We start from the raw sequence: 20,736 nt of genomic DNA, 5'->3' as shown, positions 1-20,736 counted from the left end.
CTAATAATTTATAATAAGTACTTCATCAATGATCTTATTTGTTGAATTATCATGATAACTAATATAATTGGACTTAATTTTTAAAACATTGTATTTTTTTGACCATGAAATTAACATATTATTTTTTTTATCTTTATATCTTAAGACATTAGACAATGCAAATTTTATTCCCAAATCATTTATTTCATCTAAAATCACTAATAAATCTCTTTCATCTTTTTCAGTTCAATTTTTGTTATATTCACTTTTAGTGATTAAATATGGTGGATCTAAATATATGAAATCATCTTTATCAAATTCTAAAGATTTTAAAAAAGTTCTAAAGTCTAAACATTTGAAATCAATATTACCCTTGGTTAAAAAATTAAAATAATTTTCTAATGCATTATAAACATTTTTATTGTAATCAACATTACCAACAGGTAAATTAAAATCTCCCTTTGAATTAAACCTTAACATATGGTTAAATCCATATATAAGAAGAATGTATAGTAGTGTATAGTTGCTTTTATCTTTGTTAAAATCATTTCTGACATTGGCATAGGCTTTTTTATTAAAAATTGCAAAGTATGTTTTAATATAAAGCTTCTTATATTCCAATGGAACAGTTATTCCCATTTTAGAAGCACTTAGATTATATTTAGTAATTTCATCTTCTAATTTTTGAAAAAACAAGACTGGATTATTTTTAAAAGAACACAAAAATTTGTGTAACTCAATCATTCAATAATTATTATCATTCTCAATATAATATTTTGCTTCAGTATTTAAAAAAACACTTCCACCTCCACAAAATGGCTCAATAAGTCTTTTTATATTCTTAGGGAAAAATTTATTTATTTGTTTAATTATTTTATATTTGTCACCAACATAAAAAAATGGGGATCTCTTAGTCATTTTTAACCTCAGTAAAAAATAAAATTTCAAGGTGATTTTTTAAGTTTGTTTTTCCAGCATTAAATGCTTGGTGTTTAATTGAATATTCTTTTGTTTCCCCTTTTGACAATAAAATAGATTTAATATCTTCTAACTTCATTTTATTTTCAGAAGATTTACTTTTTGAGTTATATGTATTGTTATATGAAACTAGAATATATTTGCATTTTAGATTATCTATTAATGATCTAAAAGTTTCTAATGCTTTAGAACTACAATATAAACTCATATTTTCAGGTTTGGGTTTTAAAGCCTTCCCAAAAAGTTCTGGTTTCCTTCATTTAACAATATTTTCTATAACATGATAAAACCTACTATATTGCCTAGATGAATAAGGAGGGTCTATATAGGCTATGTCTGCACTTATTTTAGGTGCTAAAATATTTGAATCTTCTCTAAAGATTTTTATTTTTTTTTTAAAAATTGTATTGTTTATTATTGGATTTATCAAATCAAACTTAAAAGTACTTCTTAAGTTTTTATTATTTTTAAAATAAGATTCATAATGACCAACTGTATTAGCAGATCTATCAAATGAATAAATTAATGAAGCTAACAGAATATCAAACTCTCTCTTGTTTAAACTATCCTTATTAATTTCTAAGTCTTCTCTTATATATCCAATTTGTAAAGCATCTTTATATTCAAAAAACTTACCCCCATAATTTTGAGATACATAGTTTTCTTTTATATTTTTAATATCTAAATTTTTATATGTTTCATAAAATTTCAAAATTTTCTCCCATGAAAATTTTTGCATCCCAAAAAAAGCATTATAGATTATTTCATTAGAGTATAAAAAATCATTCAAGTAAAAATTTTCAAATTTAGAGAGTAATGAATTTGTTACAACACCTGTTCCTGCAAACACATCAAAAAAACTATTGCAATTTTTACAGTTTTCATCAATTATTTTATTTATTCAATTAATAATTTTAGTTTTGCTTCCTGTGTATCTACGGTTATTAATATTAAAACTCATAAAACGCCTCACTAGATAGTATACAAGAAGTCTTAAGATTTATATTAATTAAGTCTATTATAATAATTGGCAATCAATAAAAATATATAAATCTAAAATTATTAAAAAATGAGAAAACTAAATATTTTATAAATTTATTATGTAAATTCTATGCTTTATTTGCATTACTGAGATTATTATAACAACACATATACTTAGTAATTTTTAATAATCTTTTTATTATATAAACTCATAGCCTCAACTTAAAAGGGTAACATTTAATTACAAAATATATACTAAATAGTATTTTCATTTATTATTTTTATTTTCTATAAAAATAGCTTTTTAATAATTTATAGTACACAGAAAATAGAAAATATAGAAAAATAGCTTTAATGAACATTTATTAAATAAAATTTTTTAAATTTGTTTAATAAATTTTGTATTTTAATGGTATAAGCTTTTTTATTGACTTTCACCTCTTTTAACATTAACATATAGTTACAAAATGAAAGAGAAAATAAAATTATGAAAATTAGAAGATTTAAAAAAGTCATAATTGGTGGATTATTTGCAATGACCAGTGTTGCTACAGCAGCTGGTGTTGCTCCAGTATTAATTAATAATGCACTTCAATCATCACAATCGGTTGGAAGCCAAAATAATTCAAATAGTGCAAGTAAAGTTACTTCAATTAAAACTTCATCAGAGTCATATAGCTTATCTGTAGAAAAAGTAGATTCAACTGAAGATAATAAAGACGCTGCAACAGCAGAATACAAAATTAAAATTAATAACGCAAGCACAACAGAAGGTAAGGTTGAGTTTGTAAAAGATGATGGTACAAAAGTAGATGAACTAACTTTTAAACCAGGTGACACACTAAAAGTTGTGATGACACTAAATGCAGGTTATGAAAAATACACTGTTAGAGATTTAAATGTTAGAGGATCAAGTCAAAATGTTTGAATCCCTTCAAAAAATGATCCAAATAATAAAAATCAATTTTTAATTGAAATGCCTAAGTATGAAAACACTCTAGATCTTGAAGGTAAAAGTAGTATTTATGAAGTTGGAACTCCATTCACAATTACACCAACATTTATTCAAGAATCTATAGGTGTTGATAATAATAAAGTTGACTGAGTACATGGTGCATTTGCAGACAGTTTAAATGGTTATGTATATGACATGAGCAGTGATTTAACATGAAGTTCTTTAAAGAGTGATTTATTATATAAAACATTTGAAAATAAAGAAATTACAAATCCAATTGATGTTTATATTTATTTACATGGACACAACTTAACTCTAGATAAAGAGTTGATTGATTTAGGTATCCAAAGTGGATGATCAATCCATATTTACAACAACAAAACTGATAGCAAAGATGCAAACAATGGTTATGGTGAAATTGTTGTTCCAGAAAACACTTTAGCTAAAGTTGATGTTAAGGGTAGCATTGTTCTAGGTGGAGCAGTTAAATGAAAATTCATCCCATCAGTTGATGGAATTAAATTCATTAGTTATAGTGACACTAGTTGAATTGGTGCCCAATCTAATGATCCAGTTCAAAGACTTGGTGAATAATTAATAATTATTAATTAAAAAAACTTGTTGAAACCCAACAAGTTTTTTTAATGTCATAAATAATTATCCAATATAATAAACCACCACATTATCATGATTAACTAAAGCTGTACAAGGTCAATTAGAATCAAATGATTTAGAATTCATCAAAGCATTTAAAGCTTCTTTTTTAGAATCACCAACTACTACTAATACAATTTTTTTAGCTTTTAAGATTGTAGAAAGTCCCATAGTAACTGACTTTCTTGGAACATCATTTTCACTCTTAAAAAATCTAGAGTTAGCTTTAATAGTAGATTCAGTTAAATCTATCATTCTAGTTTTTGAATCAATTAAAGAACCAGGTTCATTAAATCCTATATGGCCATTATTACCAATCCCTAAAATTAGAATATCCAATCCATTATAAGAATCTATCTTTGAATCATATGATTCAAAGTCTTGATTCATATTTGTTGAAAAAGCATCAATAGGAAAAAAAGTATTATCTTTATTAATATCTATTTTTGAAAATAAGTTGTCATTCATAAAATATTTATATGTTTGATCTTCATATTCTTTTTTAAGACCAATATATTCATCCAAGTTAAAACTGACACAATCTCTAAAAGATATTTCTTTGTTTTCATAAGCTTTAATTAACTCTTTATATACCCCCATAGGCGAAGATCCTGTTGCTAAACCTAAAACTGAATTAGGTTTATTTTTAATTACTGTTATAAAATCATTTGCTGTTTTTTTAGATAGTTCTTCATATGAAGAGCATTTTATAAAATTAATATTATTATTCATATTTTTGTTATCCTTTTTTAATTAATCTATTTTTATATTTATTGTCTATGTATGTAATTATTCCTTCACATACAGTCATTACTACTTCATAGTCATTATTAACTAATACTAAATCTGCTAAATAGTCTTCTTTTATTAATCCAGTATTTTTTAAACCTAATTGAATAGCACTATTATATGAACTTACGTGTGCCAATTCTTGATCTGTAGGATTTATTCAATCATGAAAGTTTTTAAAACACTTGCTATATGTGCAAACACTTCCAGCTAATGTAGAAGTGTTTTTTAAAACACATATTTCATCCTTTTTTTCTACTTCTAATTCACCTAACATGTAATTGCCATTATCCATCCCTTTAGCACTCATTGCATCTGTAATTAAAGTAATTTTTTTACTACCTTTACATAAATATGTAATTCTAATTAAATCTTTATCAACATGGAATCCATCACATATTAATTCACATAAAACTCTATCATCATTTAATGCAGCTGCAGCTACTCCAGGGTTGTTGTGTAATAATCCACTCATCCCATTAAATAAGTGAGTTACTCTATAAAAAGGAACATCTTTAGTTTTAGATTTAAAAGTTTTATTAGATATATTTGAATGACCAATTGAACCAATAATGTTATTATCATTTAGAAATTTTAAAAATTGACTATCTTCATCATGTTCAATATCAAAAGTAATTATTTTAATTAAGTTATTAGAATCTTGAATTCATTGTTTTACCAAATCTATATTTGGCTTTATGATTAAACTTTCTTTATGTGCTCCTTTTTTTTCTTTTGAAATAAATGGCCCCTCTAGATGAACACCTAAACATTTAGAGCTTGTTAATTCTTGTTGGTTATAAAACTGAGAAAAAGTTTTTAAACATGAAGATATTTTATCTGGAGTAGAAGTAACTGAAGCTAAAACAAATTTAGTCACACCTTCTTTAACAATATTACTAGCAAAGTCTTTATATGATTCTATTGAGTTTTGCTCAAAATCAAAACCATATCCTCCATGAACATGACTATCTATAAATCCTGGAAATATTTTTAAATCTTTACAATCTATTTCATAATTATAAGTAGAATCAGTATCACCAATTGTTTTAATAATTTTATCTTCTGTCAATAAAGAACCAGAGATGTTTTTATCAAATAAAACAATTTCAGCATTTTTAAATAATAATTTCATAAACTATTAAGTTCATCTCCTTTATTTAAATAAATAAAATAAACAGTAGTGGTTTTATTTTTAACTTCTGTTTATTTTATTATTGCAATTAAAAGTTAATAACTTTAACTCCTATTTTTATAGTACTACTACTAGATTATTTAATTGTTATTAGTTGTATAAAATAAAACTAGTTTCATAATTTAATATTTTTAGTTTTTTAATTATCTAAAGCTTTTAAAAAATACTTTGTTATTTCCTTTGGTCTTGTAATTGCACTACCCACAACTACTGCAAAACATCCTAAATCCAATAAATCTTTTACTTGATAAGGTTCTCAAATTCCCCCTTCTGCAATTAATGGGGTTTTAATAGATGATAAACATTCTTTAATAAAAGAATAATCATTATCCATATTAGATTTTCCAAAAGTTTCTTTTGTATAACCTCTTAAAGTTGTGCCAATTAAATCGAAGCCTAACTTATCTGCATTTTTAACATCATCAATTGTTGCACAATCAGCCATCAATAAAGTGTTTGGTGATTTCTCTCTACAATATTTAAAAATAACTTCTAAAGTTTCACTAGGTCTTTTTCTATTAGTTGCATCTATTGCTATACAGTCAACATTTAAACTCAATAATAAATCAACTTCTTTAATGCTAGGAGTAATAATAACTTCACTATTTTCATAGTTACTTTTTATTAATCCAATAATTGGTGTTTTTCCACTTATTGATTTAATTGATTTAATATGACTATATTGACTTAATCTCAAAACTTTAGCTCCACCTTCTAAACAAGCTTTTGCCATTAAAGTTATAGCAATATCATTATTTAAAGTTTCTTCTCCTACTGCTTGGCAAGAAACAACTAAATTATTTTTAATTTTTCTTAATATAACATCTTTCATACTATCCTCATTTTATAACTTTAAAATTGATATTCTTTTTAAATAAACTAATAATAAAAAACCGGGAACAATTCCCAGTTTATATTAATATCCTATTTAGTTTTTTCAATAATTTCTAAAATTGGATCTCCTTGTTTTATTACTTGATTATTCTTAACTAGGATTTTTACTTCTTGATTTTCTAACAATTCTGGAAGAACAATAGGTGAAGCAATACTTTTAGCTTTTTTTAATAAATTTAAATCTATTTCAGATATTAAAGATTTTTTAGAAACATCAGAATCTTTTTTACAAACAGGTTTAAATGGGTTTGAAGATAAAGATACTGAATCTATTCCTATGTGGAATAATATTTTTGTTTTATCTTCTGATTCAAATGTGTAGCAATGTTTAGTATCAAATATATCAACTAACTTTCCTTTACTTAATATTGAGTACACTTTATTGCTAGTTGGTAAAATTGCTACTCCATTACCCATTAATTTATTTTTAAATACATCATCATCTACATTTTCTAAATATTGGATTTTTCCATTAACTGGGGCAAAAACTTTAAAAGGAATAATCTTTTTATTTTCTACTTTATTTTCTTGTTTATTTAAATCAGTATTTTCTGTTTTTAAATCTTTTGGAAGAGATAAATTACCTTCTATTACATCATTAATTTGATCAGATAAAATTGAAGCCTCACCACCAAAAATAACTTGTATTGCTTTATCTTTTAAAAACTCTCCTTTAGATCCCATTGATTTGAAATCATTAACTTTTACTAATTCAGAAGAATTTAAACTAACTCTTAATCTAGTTGCACAAGCAGTAACATTTTCAATGTTATCTAAACCTCCTAGTGCATATATTAGTTTTGCTATTCTTTCAGGTGCTTCATTCTTGTTTTTAGATGAAGAAGCCATATTTTTCATTTCTTTATATTTACTTTTAGTAATTAATTCAAAATTATTTTCATTTCTTCCTGGTGTACTAAAATTAAATTTTTTAATTAAGAAATAGAATGAGAAACCTGTAATTAAACCTTCTCCTATTGCAATTGGGAATGCTCAATAGAAATTACTACCTTTAACAACAGGAATTGCTCCATAGATAATTAAATCTATAAATCCTCTTGCAAATCCAACTCCCACATGTGCTTGTGATAACTCCATAAGCATGTAAGAAATTCCAGATAATGGTACATAAATTAAATAGTAAAGTGGTGCAGCACAGAATAAGAAAGTATATTCTAGTGGTTCAGTAATTCCTGTTAAGAAAGCTACTGCCATTGCTGAACCCACCACAGATGCCACTCTTTTTCTATTTTCTTTTTTTGAAACAAGAATTAAGGCAACACCAATCCCCATACAAGCACCCATATAAGTTGGGTAATCCTGAGTATATTTACCTGCATATACATTAAGATTTTTAACAAATCATTGGAATATAGGAGTTTGAGTTCCATCAGCATTTGGTAAAGAATTAAAACTTAATGAATTTATAAAATTTCATATGTTTTGATCACCAACTATGCTAGTTCCTGGAAAAGCATTGTTAATAGCTTGATAAATTGTTGAGTCTGTTGACACACCATTATTTACCAATGCATTTAATAAATCTTGTTTATATAACACACCTCCAAAGTCTGTTTGATAAGCTAAAATAATTGGAATATGATGCAAACCAAAAGGCATTAATGAACGCCCTAATATTCCATATAATAATCCACCAGTTCCATATGGTGCTAATTGAATATTTTGACCAATAATACTAATCACATATCCCACTCATGGTCAAAATATTAAGAATAGAACAGCTAATAAAGAAATTACTGGTATTAGTACAATTGGCACTAATCTAATCCCACTAAAAAAATCTAATGCTGTTGGTAATTTTATTTTTGAAACTTTGTTATAAATAAAAGAAGTCAAAAAGCCTACAAGTATACCTCCAAATATAGAAGTTTGTAAATTAGTGAATCCAAACAATGTAGTAGTAATACTTCTTACTACATTTAAATTTGTGTGAAACCACATAATAGAAACAATTTGACCATTTTCTTTTTGAATAAAAGGAACCTGAATGCTACAGAAAACTAAATATGCTAGTAATGAAGAAAATGCAGCTGTTCCCCTGTCCTTGGAAAAGGTTATTGTTATTGCAACACAGAATAAGATTGGCAAACTATCAAACACTACCTGACTCATTGCTTTAAATATATTAGCAAGAATTTGAAGATCAGAGGTTTGAGGAATATTTGCACCTATTGCCCCTCCTATTCCCAAAAGTAATCCAGCAATTGGCAATATTGCTATTGGCAACATTAACCCTCTTGAAAGTTGAGAAAAGAAATCTTTTACTTTTCCTTTATTTTTTGTTTCACCTTTTTTGAAGTGAAACATATTAAAGAAAGTTGAATTACTTTTTTGAAGTCATGTCTTAATATTCATTTTTTAAAATTTTCAATAAATCACAAATATTATTTTTAATTTCAATTTAATTAAATCAAATCCATCTAAAATTAATATTTAGAGATAAATTAAAATACCTCCTTATTAATTTCATTTTATGATTTAAATTAATGATTATTTGAAAACAGATGTAAAAATGGTTAAATTGGGAATTATTCCCAATTTTAATAAAAGTATAAAAAATATTTTTGTAATTAAATGTTTATTTAATTTTTGAGAATTCTTTTCACCCATTTAATAAATTATTAGCTTTTTCTAAGTTTCGATCTGCAGTCTCAGTCATATAGTAAAGTTCATAATAAAGTAAATCTGAAATTGCTAACATACAAGTTTTAGAAGATGTTGCTATCAACCTTTTATCTTTTCAGATATCTTCCATAATAATTTTGTATTTAACTCTATTTGCAACTTCTTTATTACAAGTAATTAAAAGTACATCAATATTTAACTCATTACAAACTTTTATAGAATATGAAATTTCTTTATTTGTTCCAGATTTAGAAAATAAAACTAATAAATCACTTTTGTCAGCACTTGATAAAGCTAATAATAAATTATGGATGTCATTAATAGAAATAGAATTTATACCTAGCTTCAACATATTTTGTGAAAGTTCTTGTGCTGCCAAAAAAGAACTCCCCAAACCATAACAAATAACTTTTCTTGATTTAATAATATTGGCACAAATATTTTTTATGTCACTAATATTAATGTTTGATAGAGTTTCATTAATAGCAAAAATATTATAAGTTCTTAAATTTCTTATTCTACTTTCTGTATTTGATTCTTCTTTATCTAAATTGTACAAATCTTGCATTGCAAGTTTTCCACTAATATACAATTTCATATCTGACAAATGTTTAAAACCAATCTTTTGAGAAAGTCTTGAAATACTAGATTTGCTAGAATAAAAACTTTTAGAAATATCAATTATATTGTTGTCTAAAAATTGAATTGGATTCTCATTTATTTTTTTCAATAAATCTTTTTCAATCTCATTTAAATTTTGATATTTTTCAATATTGAATATGGTTAGTTTAGATGTCATTTAAATCTCCATTTGTCTTTGTTAAGTAAAATAAAAAATACTATTTAACTTAATAATATAATGGCTTTTGAATGAAAAAATAAATATTAGATTGCAAATTTAAATATTTATTAAGTTAAAGTAAAAACATTTAGTAAAAATAAAAAATTCTTATCAACTTAAAAATTGATAAGAATTAATTTTATTAAGAAGAAATTTTTAAAATTATAAGCTTTCAATAATTCTTACGATTTCTTCTTCAGGTCTAAAACCTAAAACTCTGTTTACAGGTTGACCATTTTTGTAAAACACCATTAAAGGAACTGAAGATACTTCACTAGATTTTACAGTCATTTCTGCATCATCATCATCAACATCTACATCAACAAATGTAACATCTCCCATTTCATCTGCTAGTTTTTCTAAAACTAGTGCAAGCATTTTACAAGGACCACATCAAGTTGCTCCATATTTAACAACAGTGATGTTTGTTTGATTAATTAAAGTTTCGATATTGCTATCTTTTCCAATTTTAATACTACTCATATATTCTCCTTTTTATAAATACTAAAGATATGTAGTATAACACACTTAGATTTATATTATATATTAGCACTTTAACATATACTATGATAATTTATAATTTTTTTATAAATTTAAAAGTAAGGTTATATTAATTCAAGATTAATATTTTGTATTCATTAATCTTCAACTTCAATCTTTTTAATAATTCTTGCAGGAACTCCACCAACTACAGTATTTGCTGGAACATCTTTAGTAACAACAGCACCTGCTGCAATTACTGCACCATCTCCAACTGTAACTCCTCCAACAATTACTGAATTTGATCCTACTCAAACAGATTTTCCTAATACTATTTTTTTATTTATTAAATCATGTCTCTTATTAGGATCTAAATGGTGATTTGTAGTTGCTAAAACTACATTATGACCTATTTGACAATCATCACCAATTTCTATTCCTCCTCAATCTTGGAAGCAACAATTAGCATTAATTGCTAATCTTTTCCCCAACTTAATATTTTTCCCAAAGTCTGTCATAAAAGGAGGGTGAATAAAAACAGATTCATCAACTTTAAAACCAAATAACTTTGAAAATAAACTATTTAAGTGCTTTTGAGAATGGTATCCACTATTAATGATTGAAGTAATCTTATAAGCTTCTATATTTGCTTCAAATAAGAAATTATAATCTTCATCCCCTCATTTAATTCATTCTCCAGTATCTGAGTATTTTTTTATATATTCTTCTTTAGTTTTAATTGCCATAAATTAAACTCCATAAATTTAATAACACTATTTAAGTTATAAACCTTAAAGTGAACTTTAAGGTTTATGAAAAAAATAAAAATTTAGTAATTATTAATTATAAAAAACAAAAAAACACACTTTTATCAAGTGTGTTTTGAGTATTAATTTAAATAAGTTTAATTATTTAATATATTTCATTCCTAATGATTTAAGAATTGCAGAAAGAACAAAGTTAAATGGTTTGTTTAAGTGTGGTAAGAAGTAAACATCTGTAAATGCAATTTGGAATAAGTTTAATCCTAATTGAATTGCTAATGCTAATGCAAAGATTCATTCAGTATGGTTAGATTCTCCAAATGAAAGAATTTGTGCACCAACTAATCTTAATGTATCTTCTTCATATACTAATTTAACTTTTACTTTTTCAACAGTGTTCATTCATTCTGGTCTGTCATTATCAAAGTATTCACAAGTTTTAAGATTCTTTAAACCAAATCTTGCTCCAACTTCTTCAGTAACACCAGTACTTGCATATTTTAATCCAAATACACAAATAGCATTTGTACCTACAATGTTTGGAATAATTACATTTTCTAATCCAGAAATTTGGCTAGCTGCAACAATTCCTAATTTAACAGCATTTGTAGCTAAAGCAACATGTCTGTATTGTTTAGTAGCTGCATCAAAAATAGCAGCACAGTCACCAATTGCATAAATGTTAGGATCACTTGTTTGTGCTTTTCTATTAACTACTAAAGCACCATTTTGGATCTTTTTAAGACCTGGTAATAATTCAGTGTTAGGTTTAAATCCTGTACATAGAATTACTAGATCTGCATCAATTGTTTCTTTATCAGTAATTACTTGTTTAACAGCACCTTCTGAGTTTGAAACAAATTCACTAACTTTTTGTCCTAAATGTAATGAAACACCGTTTTGAACCATAGATTCTTCTAATTTGTTTGTGAATGATTCATCATAGTAATTTCCTAATACTCTTGGTAAGAAGTCAATTAAAGCAACTTCTTTACCTTTTTCAGCATAAGCTTCTGCTAATTCAACACCGATGTATCCAGCACCAACTACTGCTACTTTTTTGATATCATCATCGTTTGCTTTTTCAATTAGCTTTAAAGCGTGTTGATATAATTTACAAATTTCAACATTTTTTAAATCTTGGTTTTTAAAATGTAAATCTACTGGTCAACTTCCTGCAGCATAAATTAGTTTGTCGTAAGATTCAGTTCTTTCTTCATTAGTTTCTAAATCTACAACTTTTACATATTTTTGTTCATGATTAACTTCTACTACATCAGTATTCATGAATACTTTAGCACCCATAGATTTTAATTCTTCAGGGTTTGAATAAAATAAATCATCTGTATTTTTAACAACCCCACCAACTGTAAGAGCAATACCACATCCTAAGAATGAGATATTGTTATTACGATCAAATGCAACAACTTCTGCATTTGGATTAATAGATAGCAATGTTCTAATTGCTGATGTACCAGCATGGTTAATACCTACTACTACTACTTTCATATTTTCTCCTTTAATACATAAAAAAAATATATTGAAATTTATATATATCTTTTAAATCTCAACATATTTATTTTAAGACTAGTTTATTTATTTAAACTAAGAAAATTAATAATTTTATAGAAAATAAATTTGGTAATTTTTATCTATTTTTTAGAGATAATAAAACACTATTTCAGTATTAATTTAACTTGTGCTAAAAATAAAAATATTGAAAGAGGTTTTTAGTAGTTTTCAATCACTGTTTTTATAAAAAATTACAAACTAAATTAATTAAAATCAATTGATACATTTACACTATTTCTAGTGTCTAATAAATCTACTAATTCATCCACATTTTCAATTGTGCCAATTTTAGAATAAGAATAATTTGAAGTAAAAGTTTTATAAAAAATCACTAGGCAATTATTGCCATATAACATTACATCTCCAGCATTTATTATTCCAGGTTTGTAAGTATTTGTGTTTAATGTTTCTGATAAATAAATGTATTTTTCATTTGAGTTTAAATCATTCATATTTAGATTTGATAAAGGTAACAAATTCAGAAAAGAATTAACTGTTGAATTAGATTCTAATATTGTGTTGAAAGGCTGCCCATTAATATTAATAACAAGTGATTTAACATTATTATTTCAATTATTGTTACTATCTGAATTATTACTATCAATGGAGTTGCTATTGTCATTATTAGAATTTGAATTACTAGAACATCCAAATGCTAATAAGCCTAACCCAAGAGTTGGTATTAAAGATAAATATTTATTCATAATTTTTCTTCTTTCTGTTGTTTAAAAAATAACTTCAGTAAAAGCTTTTTATGTCCCAATTTTAAACCTTAAACTTCACTTTAAGTCAATTCTAAATTTGTTAAATAGCTAAAATAAAAAACTTTCATAAATCTAAATTTATGAAAGTTAAAATAATTTATAAATAATACATTAAGTTTGTTTCTTTTTATTTTCTAAATACAATTTGATATTAATCAAATCCACTAAGTTAATTCCACTAACTCTAGATGCTTGCCCCAAAGTAAGTGGTTTAACTTTATTTAATTTATCTCTTGCTTCTAAAGAAATATTTGGAACATCTTTATAATCTGAAATTGAAGATAATTTGATATTATCTATATTTTTAGTATCATTAATAATTTTTTGTTGAGATTTAATGTAACCACCATATTTAATATAGATATCTACTTTATCTTTTCAATATTCATCAAGTGTATTTTTATTTTTTAAAAATGGTTCCATATCAATAAATGAATAATCAGGTCTTTTTAAAATCTCATATAATGTAGTATTTGTTTTTCTAGAATTGTATTTAAATTCTTTTACATTCTTTAAAGTACTAGTTTCTAGTTCTTTTAAAGTGTTATTAAAGTTTTCTAAATTTTTATTGTATTCATCTCAATGAGATTGAGATATTAGCCCTAATTCATATCCATATTTTAATAACCTTTGATCTGCATTATCATTTCTTAGTTCTAATCTATATTCAGCACGTGAAGTAAGTAAACGATATGGATCTGTAATTTCTTTATTAATCAAATCTTCGATCAATACACCAATATATGCTTCATTTCTTTTTAATACTAATGGTTCTCTATTCTCAAGTTGACATAAAACATTTATTCCAGCCATTAAACCTTGGCATGCAGCTTCTTCATATCCACTTGTCCCATTAATTTGTCCAGCAAAAAATAAACCCTTAATTTTTTTAGTTTCTAGTGTTGGATAAAGTTGAATAGGATTGATTGCATCATATTCTATAGCATATGCATATTTTTTAATAACTGCATTTTCAAACCCAACTATGTTTTTAACAATTTGTTCTTGGACATCTTCTGGCAATGAAGAAGATAATCCACCTAAATAAATTGTGTCTAAATGTTTAGATTCAGGTTCTACAAATAGTTGATGTCTTTCTTTATCATTGAATCTTACAACTTTATCTTCAATAGAAGGACAATATCTTGGTCCAGTTCCTGTAATAAAACCACTATACATTGCAGATTTATCTAAATTATTGTTAATGATTTCATGGATTTTATTATTTGTAAAAGCTAAGTAACAAACTTCTTGTTTATTAAAATCTAAAAACTTTCTATCAAAGTGAGAGAAACTATATTTTTTATTAGTTCCTGGTTCTATTTGAAGTTTTGAATAATCAATACTATTTTTTAATATTCTTGGAGGAGTTCCAGTTTTTAATCTTATAGTTTGAAAATCTAATTCTTTAATTTGTTTAGCTAATAGATATGATCCATTAAAATCATCTGGTCCTTTTTTAATAACTTTATGCCCGATATGAATTGATGAATCTAAAAAAGTACCAGTAGTAACAATTAAATAATTAGATTCAAAAAATTGATTATCTACAGTATATACGCCACACACTTTTTGGTTAACAAATTTAATTGAGTTTACTTCTTTATCAATTAAATCAATGTATTCATTTTCTTCAATTCTATTTAAAAATCATTTTGAGTATTCAAGTTTATCAATTTGTGCTCTTAAAGCCCAAGTTCCAGCACCCTTAGATGAATTTAATAATTTCATTTGCAATTGAGTATTATCAGCAGCTATTGCCTGCATTCCACCTAATGCATCAATTTCTCTAGTTACTATACCTTTAGCAGGACCACCAATAGATGGGTTGCAAGGCATATTTCCTACTAATTTTTTATCTAGTACAAATAAAGCTACTTTATATTTTTTTTTAGCCAATATAAAAGCAGCTTCTAAACCTGCATGACCTGCACCAATTACTAAACAATCATATTTTTTCATAATCTATATAATAAACAATTTAATAATTAATTTTAAGTTATGTTAAATGATTTTAAATATATTATTTAATTTCTTAAATAATCAAAATAAAAACTCCATTAACTAAATGTAAGTTGGAGTTATGTTTAATTGAGTTTTAATAGAATCTAAAACATTGTATGAAGGAAATGTATAGTTATATTTAATCCCTCTTTCTTCTATAGTGTAACTATAAGAATCTGCTTTTAATAAATCTACTACACCATAGCTATAACTAATTCCTGAAGTCATAGAATATCCATAAATTCCTCAGTAAATCCCTAGAACTGCAAATTGACCATTTGAATCTTGTGAAATAAACATGCTTCCAGAAGCTCCACCACCTAAGTTACCTGCTCCTATTATTAATTCTTTTGCTACATTTCTATATCAGTTTGCATCTATATTATTATTCCCATTACTTTGTCTAGTGACATAATCTATACTACCAACTTCAGGCATTGGCCCCATGGGAGAAGATAAATCTATATAGTCAATAGTGTTATCATATGCTAATGCAACAAATTCATTTTCTTCAGATAATTTAATATTTGTTAATCCTATTCATGCTGAATTTCTATTTGGTTTTCAACTAAGAGATGCTTCTGGAAAACCACCCATATAAAATGTTTCACTATAATCAATTTGATTAGAAGATTTAAATTTAGTTGGATTACTGTCATAAGTTTTTAAGAAATTTTCAACAGTAATATAATCATCATTATTATTTGCTGAGTCTTTATTTTTTTGATCTTTAACATTTGAGAAATCTATCTTAATTAATCCAAAATCAATTGATGGATTAGTTATTTGACTATTTGTATAAGGATTCACATACAAAGAACTTGAGTTTGCTACTAAATTATTTCCAATTGCTGTGTATGCAATTGAAACATCTTTAGTTTCCAATTTAATATATGTTGTATCTATTAAAGTTCCATCAGATCATAAATAGTCTAAAGAACCATCATTATTTCTATTCAAACTTGAAACATTATCATCACTTATAAAATTAAAATAAATACTTTGTAATTCATATTGTGGTAACTCTGTTTTAATACCATTTTTAGAAACTTCATATCTTGTTGTTGTATTATTCAAACTATTTAGATTTGAAAGTACATGCATATTTGTAGCCAAATAATAACTAAAGTCATTTGAACCTTGATTTGCTTCTTTTGCATAAATTCAAGCTGTCCCAAATTCATAAACAGCTTTATTAGTTGATTTATTTTTTAACTCAAATGCTAAAGATATTGTTCTTTGAGAAATTCATTTCAAAGCATTAGATGAGTTGTTTGTAATATAACTATCTAAACTATTATATTTTGCTCATAACTGATATACACCAATTCCAACACTTGAAATAGAGGGAGCACAACTAGCTAAAGTTAAAGTAGCTAATCCAAAAGCAGATGATAAAAGGATTTTTTTGATTTTCTTTAAACTTAATTTCATTATTTAATTATCATTAATAATATAAATTATATTATCAAAATAAACATTATGAATTTTAAGGCAAAAACTTTTAAAAACAATCAAATTTATAATTCATTAAAACAATTTAATAAAGAAACAAATGAAATTAATATTTTAGAAAAAAATGACTGAATAGATTTCTTTTCTCAAAATAAAGAAAGAAAAAATAAACCAAATAGTAATAACAAAGTTAATCCAAATTTTATTAACAAAAGAATCCTAAAAAATATTAAAGGGTTTTATTCAGTAATAGAAACCACAGGATTTAATACAAAACAAACTTCAGGATATTTTCTAGATTACTCTTCATTTGTAAATATCTTTTTATATTTTAAAAATGATGATGATTTATTAAATTATGTAGCAGATACTTGTGAAGCAAGAGGGGATAAAAAAGTCTCTAATTTAAATGAAGCTATTAATTATTTAAGTAGTGAAGATGTAGTTATTTCTCGTGTATTAGAATTAGAAATAGATAAATCTATGTGAGAACAATTAGTTTTTGAATATGAACAATTAATAGCAAATAAAAAAGAAAATAACTAATGGATCTTATAAAGCAAAAAAAGATAGAGTTATATCTCTATCTTTTTTATTGAATGCACAAATTATTTAATCTATTTAAACAATAGTTATATTTTTAAAAACTAATTAAAAAATAAAAACTTGTTCACCTACATAAACAAGTTTTTATCCATATCAGTTAATTTAGATTATTTTCTATTGCTGTTTATTTTATCTTCATATTCTTTTTCAGTTATTCCTTGTTTTTTAGCCATAAGAATATGGAAAAGTTTATAGCTTAATAAAGTTGATGGAACTAGGAAACTGAAGATGTTAGCAACTGCAACTGCTAATGCAAATTGGTTAGCTGAAGTTCATCCATCTCTAGCTAAGTTTTGTGCAAAGTTATAAAATCCTGAAATAAAGAAACATGCACTACTAACCATTAATAATAAGAACAGTCAAACATTAATTCCAGATGTTCTTCTACTTCTAAGTGATCTAATTAATTCTGGTAAACTAAAGATTGCAATTCCAACTGCACCCATATAACCAATTATTGACATGAATATATCCATATATTAGTAACTCCTTTTTTTACACTTAAAAATATAACTTAAATATGACCTTTATAAAATTTATTTTTATTAATCTGAATAATTTAAAAATAATAAAAATTACATTATTTTTTTGAAAGTTAATTAAATAATAAAAAAATAGTTAACTTAATTAACTATTTTGTATTATTCAACAATTGTTCCTAATAACCCATCAGACAATACTTTTTCAATTTTTACTTTGTAAATCTTATTTTCTAATGGAGTATTTGATTCAACATAAACTCTACAATATTCAGAACTATATCCACTATAATATTGCTCATTTTCATTTTTATGTTCAAAGATTACTTCTAACTCTTTATTTAACATAGATTTTAAAATGCTAAATTTAGTAGCAAAATTAAAAGCTGCAACATTTTTAAATCTTTCCTTTTTAGTAGCATCATGAACATCTTTAATAGTTGAAGATTTTGTTCCTTCACGTTTAGAGTAAGGAAAGATATGCATATCAAAGAATTTAATTTTCTTTAAAAATTCCATTGAATCCAAATGGTCTTGGTGTGACTCTGAAGGAAATCCAACTATATAATCTGTGGTAAATAAAGTATTAGGATTAATACTTCTAATTTTCTTTATTAGTTCTTCATACTGACTAGTTAAATATCTTCTATTCATTTTGTTTAAGACATTATCAGAACCTGATTGTAAACAAATATGTCAGTGCTGACAAAATCTTTTAGGATTAGATGCAATTAAATTAACTATTTCATCAGTTATTTGAAAAGGTTCAACAGAAGAAATTCTGACTCTAAAATCTTTTTTAATTTCATTAATAGCAACTAATAAATCATAGAAATTGTTTTTATCTTGATCAAAAAAACCAGCAGTATTTACTCCAGTTAAAACAATTTCTTTATATCCTTGATCAACTAGTGAATGAACTTCATTTACTATTGTATTTAAATCATTTGATCTTTGTTTCCCTCTAGTAAAAGGAATAATACAATAAGAACACATGAAATTACATCCATCTTGAATTTTGATAAATGCTCTAGTATTTTCTTTAAAACTAATACTTTCATTTTTTTCAAAAACTTTTTCTTTAAGTAAGTTTTCAATTTTCAAAATCTTTTCTTTATTTTTAGAATAGTTTGTTAATAAATCATAAATACTATATTTATATTTATTACCTATTTGAATATCAATTTTTAGTTCCTTCATCAAATCTTTATTGATTTGAGACATACAACCAGCAACTACAACTATTCCTTTTTTGTTTGTTCTACTAGCTTTTCTAATATATAACTTAGATTTTGAATCTGCCTTATTAGTAACTGAACAAGTATTAATTATATAAACATCAGCTTGTGCATCAAAAGGGACTTCTACAAGTCCATTTAAAAGTAAATCATTCCTAATTACATTTGATTCAAAAAGATTTACTTTACAGCCTAAAGTATGAATTGCAAATGTATTAATTTTTTGTTGTTGAGTTTGATTCAAGTTTTTCATTTACATAATCCTTTGACAACATTTCTTGGCTTCCACCACGTCTTAAAGATAAATCAACTTTAACTTTCAATTTGCTAATAGCATCTAAAGCTACACCCAATAGAGTTAATGCCATTTCTAAAGCTAATACTATATATAAATATCCATTCATAAAAAAGATTGGATTGCTATTTAATAAAGTAACTGCACCTATATATAACATTAATATTGATATAAAAATGTTAATGAATAAAATATAAACACTTCATTTATATATTTTGATACATTTTTTAGTAATATGTTGGCCTATTAAAATAAAATAGTTTTTCCTATAAAGAGCAAAGCAAGTGGCTAATATTAAACTAATAATTAAAAATATAGTATATGGTAAATATAATAATGCTCAATTTTGCATAAGATAAGTTGTGTCATTATTAGGTGATTTTAAATGAATCAATATAATAGTTAAAACAATTCCAAATATAAAAGAAACATTTGAGAATTGTAATAAGTGATCAAGTATTTTATTTCTCATTAAAAAACCTTTCTATTAAAATTGATGCCAAATATATTGAAGCTGTTTCAGTCTTTAAAATTGTATTAGTTAATTTTAAAAAAATACATTTATTTTTTAATTCATTTATTTCTTTACCACTAAACCCACCTTCAGGACCAACAATATAAGAAATATTATTTAAATTAGAATTATTTTTAATTTTGTTTCACTCACTTAAATCTTGGTGTTCATAAGCTATGAAATTACAATTGAAGTCATTTAACTTGTTAACCATATCATTAAATGTAATTGGTTCATCTATCTCTAACTTCGCTATTCTATTACATTGCTTTTGAGATTCTTTAATTAAAATATCAAGTCTTTGATAATTTAAATTAATGTTTCTTTGAGAGTAATCAAAATAAACAGGAATTATTTTTTTAATATTTAATTCACTTAGTTTAACAACTGCTAATTCAAAATTTTGTTTTTTAATTACACCTAAAAAGCATGTAATATCATAAGGTTTGTTAGATAATTTATTTTCTTTAATTTCAATAATTTCAGATTTTATTGGATCTAAGGATTTAATTTTCACTTTAACTAAACTGTTATTTTGATCAATACAATCAATAATATCTTCATTATTAATTCTTAATGATTTGAAGTGCTTTAAATCATTATCATCAAACCAAACTTTATTATTTTTTATTCTTATAAAAAATTTACGCATA

At 24.8% G+C, this 20,736-nt stretch carries 19 protein-coding genes; 2 read left to right on the top strand and 17 right to left on the bottom strand.

Features of this window, described 5'->3' with window-relative positions; translation table 4 throughout:
- Together MYPE_RS00935 and MYPE_RS00930 are read right to left on the bottom strand one after the other, a co-directional pair.
- Positions 1 to 897 carry a DNA adenine methylase gene (locus tag MYPE_RS00935; RefSeq protein ID WP_044891197.1) on the bottom strand — a complete coding sequence of 299 codons (897 nt, stop codon included), beginning with the start codon at positions 895 to 897 and terminating at the stop codon, positions 1 to 3.
- Positions 890 to 1,918 carry a DNA adenine methylase gene (locus MYPE_RS00930; RefSeq protein WP_044891196.1) on the bottom strand — a complete coding sequence of 343 codons (1,029 nt, stop codon included), beginning with the start codon at positions 1,916 to 1,918 and terminating at the stop codon, positions 890 to 892. Before MYPE_RS00930 ends, MYPE_RS00935 begins: the two co-directional genes overlap by 8 nt.
- Positions 1,919 to 2,425: 507 nt before the next feature.
- Between MYPE_RS00930 and MYPE_RS00925 the strand changes: the two genes are divergently transcribed.
- Complete coding sequence (locus MYPE_RS00925) at positions 2,426 to 3,487, top strand: hypothetical protein (protein ID WP_011077004.1); 1,062 nt, start codon at positions 2,426 to 2,428, stop codon at positions 3,485 to 3,487.
- 63 nt (positions 3,488 to 3,550) lie between these two features.
- Here MYPE_RS00925 and nagB read toward each other — a convergent pair whose 3' ends face one another.
- The 11 genes from nagB to MYPE_RS00870 form a co-directional block, all read right to left on the bottom strand.
- On the bottom strand, positions 3,551 to 4,279 hold the full coding sequence (nagB, locus tag MYPE_RS00920; RefSeq protein ID WP_011077003.1) for a glucosamine-6-phosphate deaminase: 729 nt from the start codon (positions 4,277 to 4,279) through the stop codon (positions 3,551 to 3,553).
- Positions 4,280 to 4,286: 7 nt separating this feature from the next.
- Positions 4,287 to 5,471 (bottom strand): N-acetylglucosamine-6-phosphate deacetylase, encoded by a 1,185-nt coding sequence (gene nagA, locus MYPE_RS00915; protein ID WP_011077002.1) that lies wholly within the window; start codon positions 5,469 to 5,471, stop codon positions 4,287 to 4,289.
- A 199-nt stretch (positions 5,472 to 5,670) separates the two neighbouring features.
- Positions 5,671 to 6,363, bottom strand: coding sequence for an N-acetylmannosamine-6-phosphate 2-epimerase (locus MYPE_RS00910; RefSeq protein ID WP_011077001.1), 693 nt, complete (start codon positions 6,361 to 6,363; stop codon positions 5,671 to 5,673).
- A gap of 92 nt (positions 6,364 to 6,455) precedes the next feature.
- Positions 6,456 to 8,801: a PTS transporter subunit IIABC gene (locus tag MYPE_RS00905; RefSeq protein WP_011077000.1), complete on the bottom strand. Its 2,346-nt coding sequence runs from the start codon at positions 8,799 to 8,801 to the stop codon at positions 6,456 to 6,458.
- A gap of 223 nt (positions 8,802 to 9,024) precedes the next feature.
- The gene (locus tag MYPE_RS00900) at positions 9,025 to 9,870 is read right to left on the bottom strand and encodes a MurR/RpiR family transcriptional regulator (protein WP_011076999.1); all 846 of its coding nucleotides are present in this window, start codon (positions 9,868 to 9,870) and stop codon (positions 9,025 to 9,027) included.
- A 204-nt stretch (positions 9,871 to 10,074) separates the two neighbouring features.
- Entirely contained in the window at positions 10,075 to 10,395 is a 321-nt protein-coding gene (locus tag MYPE_RS00895; protein WP_011076998.1) for a thioredoxin family protein, read from the bottom strand.
- 155 nt (positions 10,396 to 10,550) lie between these two features.
- A complete protein-coding gene (locus tag MYPE_RS05760) occupies positions 10,551 to 11,138 on the bottom strand; it encodes a DapH/DapD/GlmU-related protein (protein WP_011076997.1) in 588 nt (195 codons plus the stop codon).
- Positions 11,139 to 11,300: 162 nt separating this feature from the next.
- The gene (locus MYPE_RS00885) at positions 11,301 to 12,665 is read right to left on the bottom strand and encodes an FAD-dependent oxidoreductase (protein WP_011076996.1); all 1,365 of its coding nucleotides are present in this window, start codon (positions 12,663 to 12,665) and stop codon (positions 11,301 to 11,303) included.
- Positions 12,666 to 12,931: 266 nt separating this feature from the next.
- Entirely contained in the window at positions 12,932 to 13,432 is a 501-nt protein-coding gene (locus MYPE_RS00880) for a cyclophilin-like fold protein (RefSeq protein WP_011076995.1), read from the bottom strand.
- 171 nt (positions 13,433 to 13,603) lie between these two features.
- Positions 13,604 to 15,454, bottom strand: a complete 1,851-nt coding sequence (mnmG, locus tag MYPE_RS00875; RefSeq protein ID WP_011076994.1) for a tRNA uridine-5-carboxymethylaminomethyl(34) synthesis enzyme MnmG — start codon at positions 15,452 to 15,454, stop codon at positions 13,604 to 13,606.
- Positions 15,455 to 15,556: 102 nt separating this feature from the next.
- Entirely contained in the window at positions 15,557 to 16,930 is a 1,374-nt protein-coding gene (locus MYPE_RS00870) for a DUF31 family protein (protein WP_011076993.1), read from the bottom strand.
- 48 nt (positions 16,931 to 16,978) lie between these two features.
- Between MYPE_RS00870 and MYPE_RS00865 the strand changes: the two genes are divergently transcribed.
- A complete protein-coding gene (locus tag MYPE_RS00865) occupies positions 16,979 to 17,497 on the top strand; it encodes a hypothetical protein (RefSeq protein WP_011076992.1) in 519 nt (172 codons plus the stop codon).
- A gap of 167 nt (positions 17,498 to 17,664) precedes the next feature.
- Here the strand turns inward: MYPE_RS00865 and MYPE_RS00860 are convergent, their stop codons facing one another.
- From MYPE_RS00860 to MYPE_RS00845, 4 genes are all read right to left on the bottom strand, one after another.
- Entirely contained in the window at positions 17,665 to 18,033 is a 369-nt protein-coding gene (locus MYPE_RS00860; protein WP_011076991.1) for a PQ-loop domain-containing transporter, read from the bottom strand.
- A 165-nt stretch (positions 18,034 to 18,198) separates the two neighbouring features.
- Positions 18,199 to 19,527: a tRNA (N(6)-L-threonylcarbamoyladenosine(37)-C(2))-methylthiotransferase MtaB gene (gene mtaB, locus MYPE_RS00855; RefSeq protein ID WP_011076990.1), complete on the bottom strand. Its 1,329-nt coding sequence runs from the start codon at positions 19,525 to 19,527 to the stop codon at positions 18,199 to 18,201.
- Positions 19,490 to 20,041 carry a hypothetical protein gene (locus MYPE_RS00850; protein ID WP_011076989.1) on the bottom strand — a complete coding sequence of 184 codons (552 nt, stop codon included), beginning with the start codon at positions 20,039 to 20,041 and terminating at the stop codon, positions 19,490 to 19,492. The genes mtaB and MYPE_RS00850 overlap by 38 nt, the downstream gene beginning before the upstream one ends.
- Entirely contained in the window at positions 20,031 to 20,735 is a 705-nt protein-coding gene (locus tag MYPE_RS00845) for a 16S rRNA (uracil(1498)-N(3))-methyltransferase (protein ID WP_011076988.1), read from the bottom strand. The genes MYPE_RS00850 and MYPE_RS00845 overlap by 11 nt, the downstream gene beginning before the upstream one ends.
- Position 20,736 lies beyond the last annotated feature (1 nt).

The organism is Malacoplasma penetrans HF-2, from assembly GCF_000011225.1.
GTDB lineage: Bacteria > Bacillota_I > Bacilli_A > Mycoplasmatales > Mycoplasmoidaceae > Malacoplasma > Malacoplasma penetrans.
The sequence above is the reverse complement of the archived record's forward strand: the minus strand, read 5'-3'. Positions and strand labels throughout refer to the sequence as shown.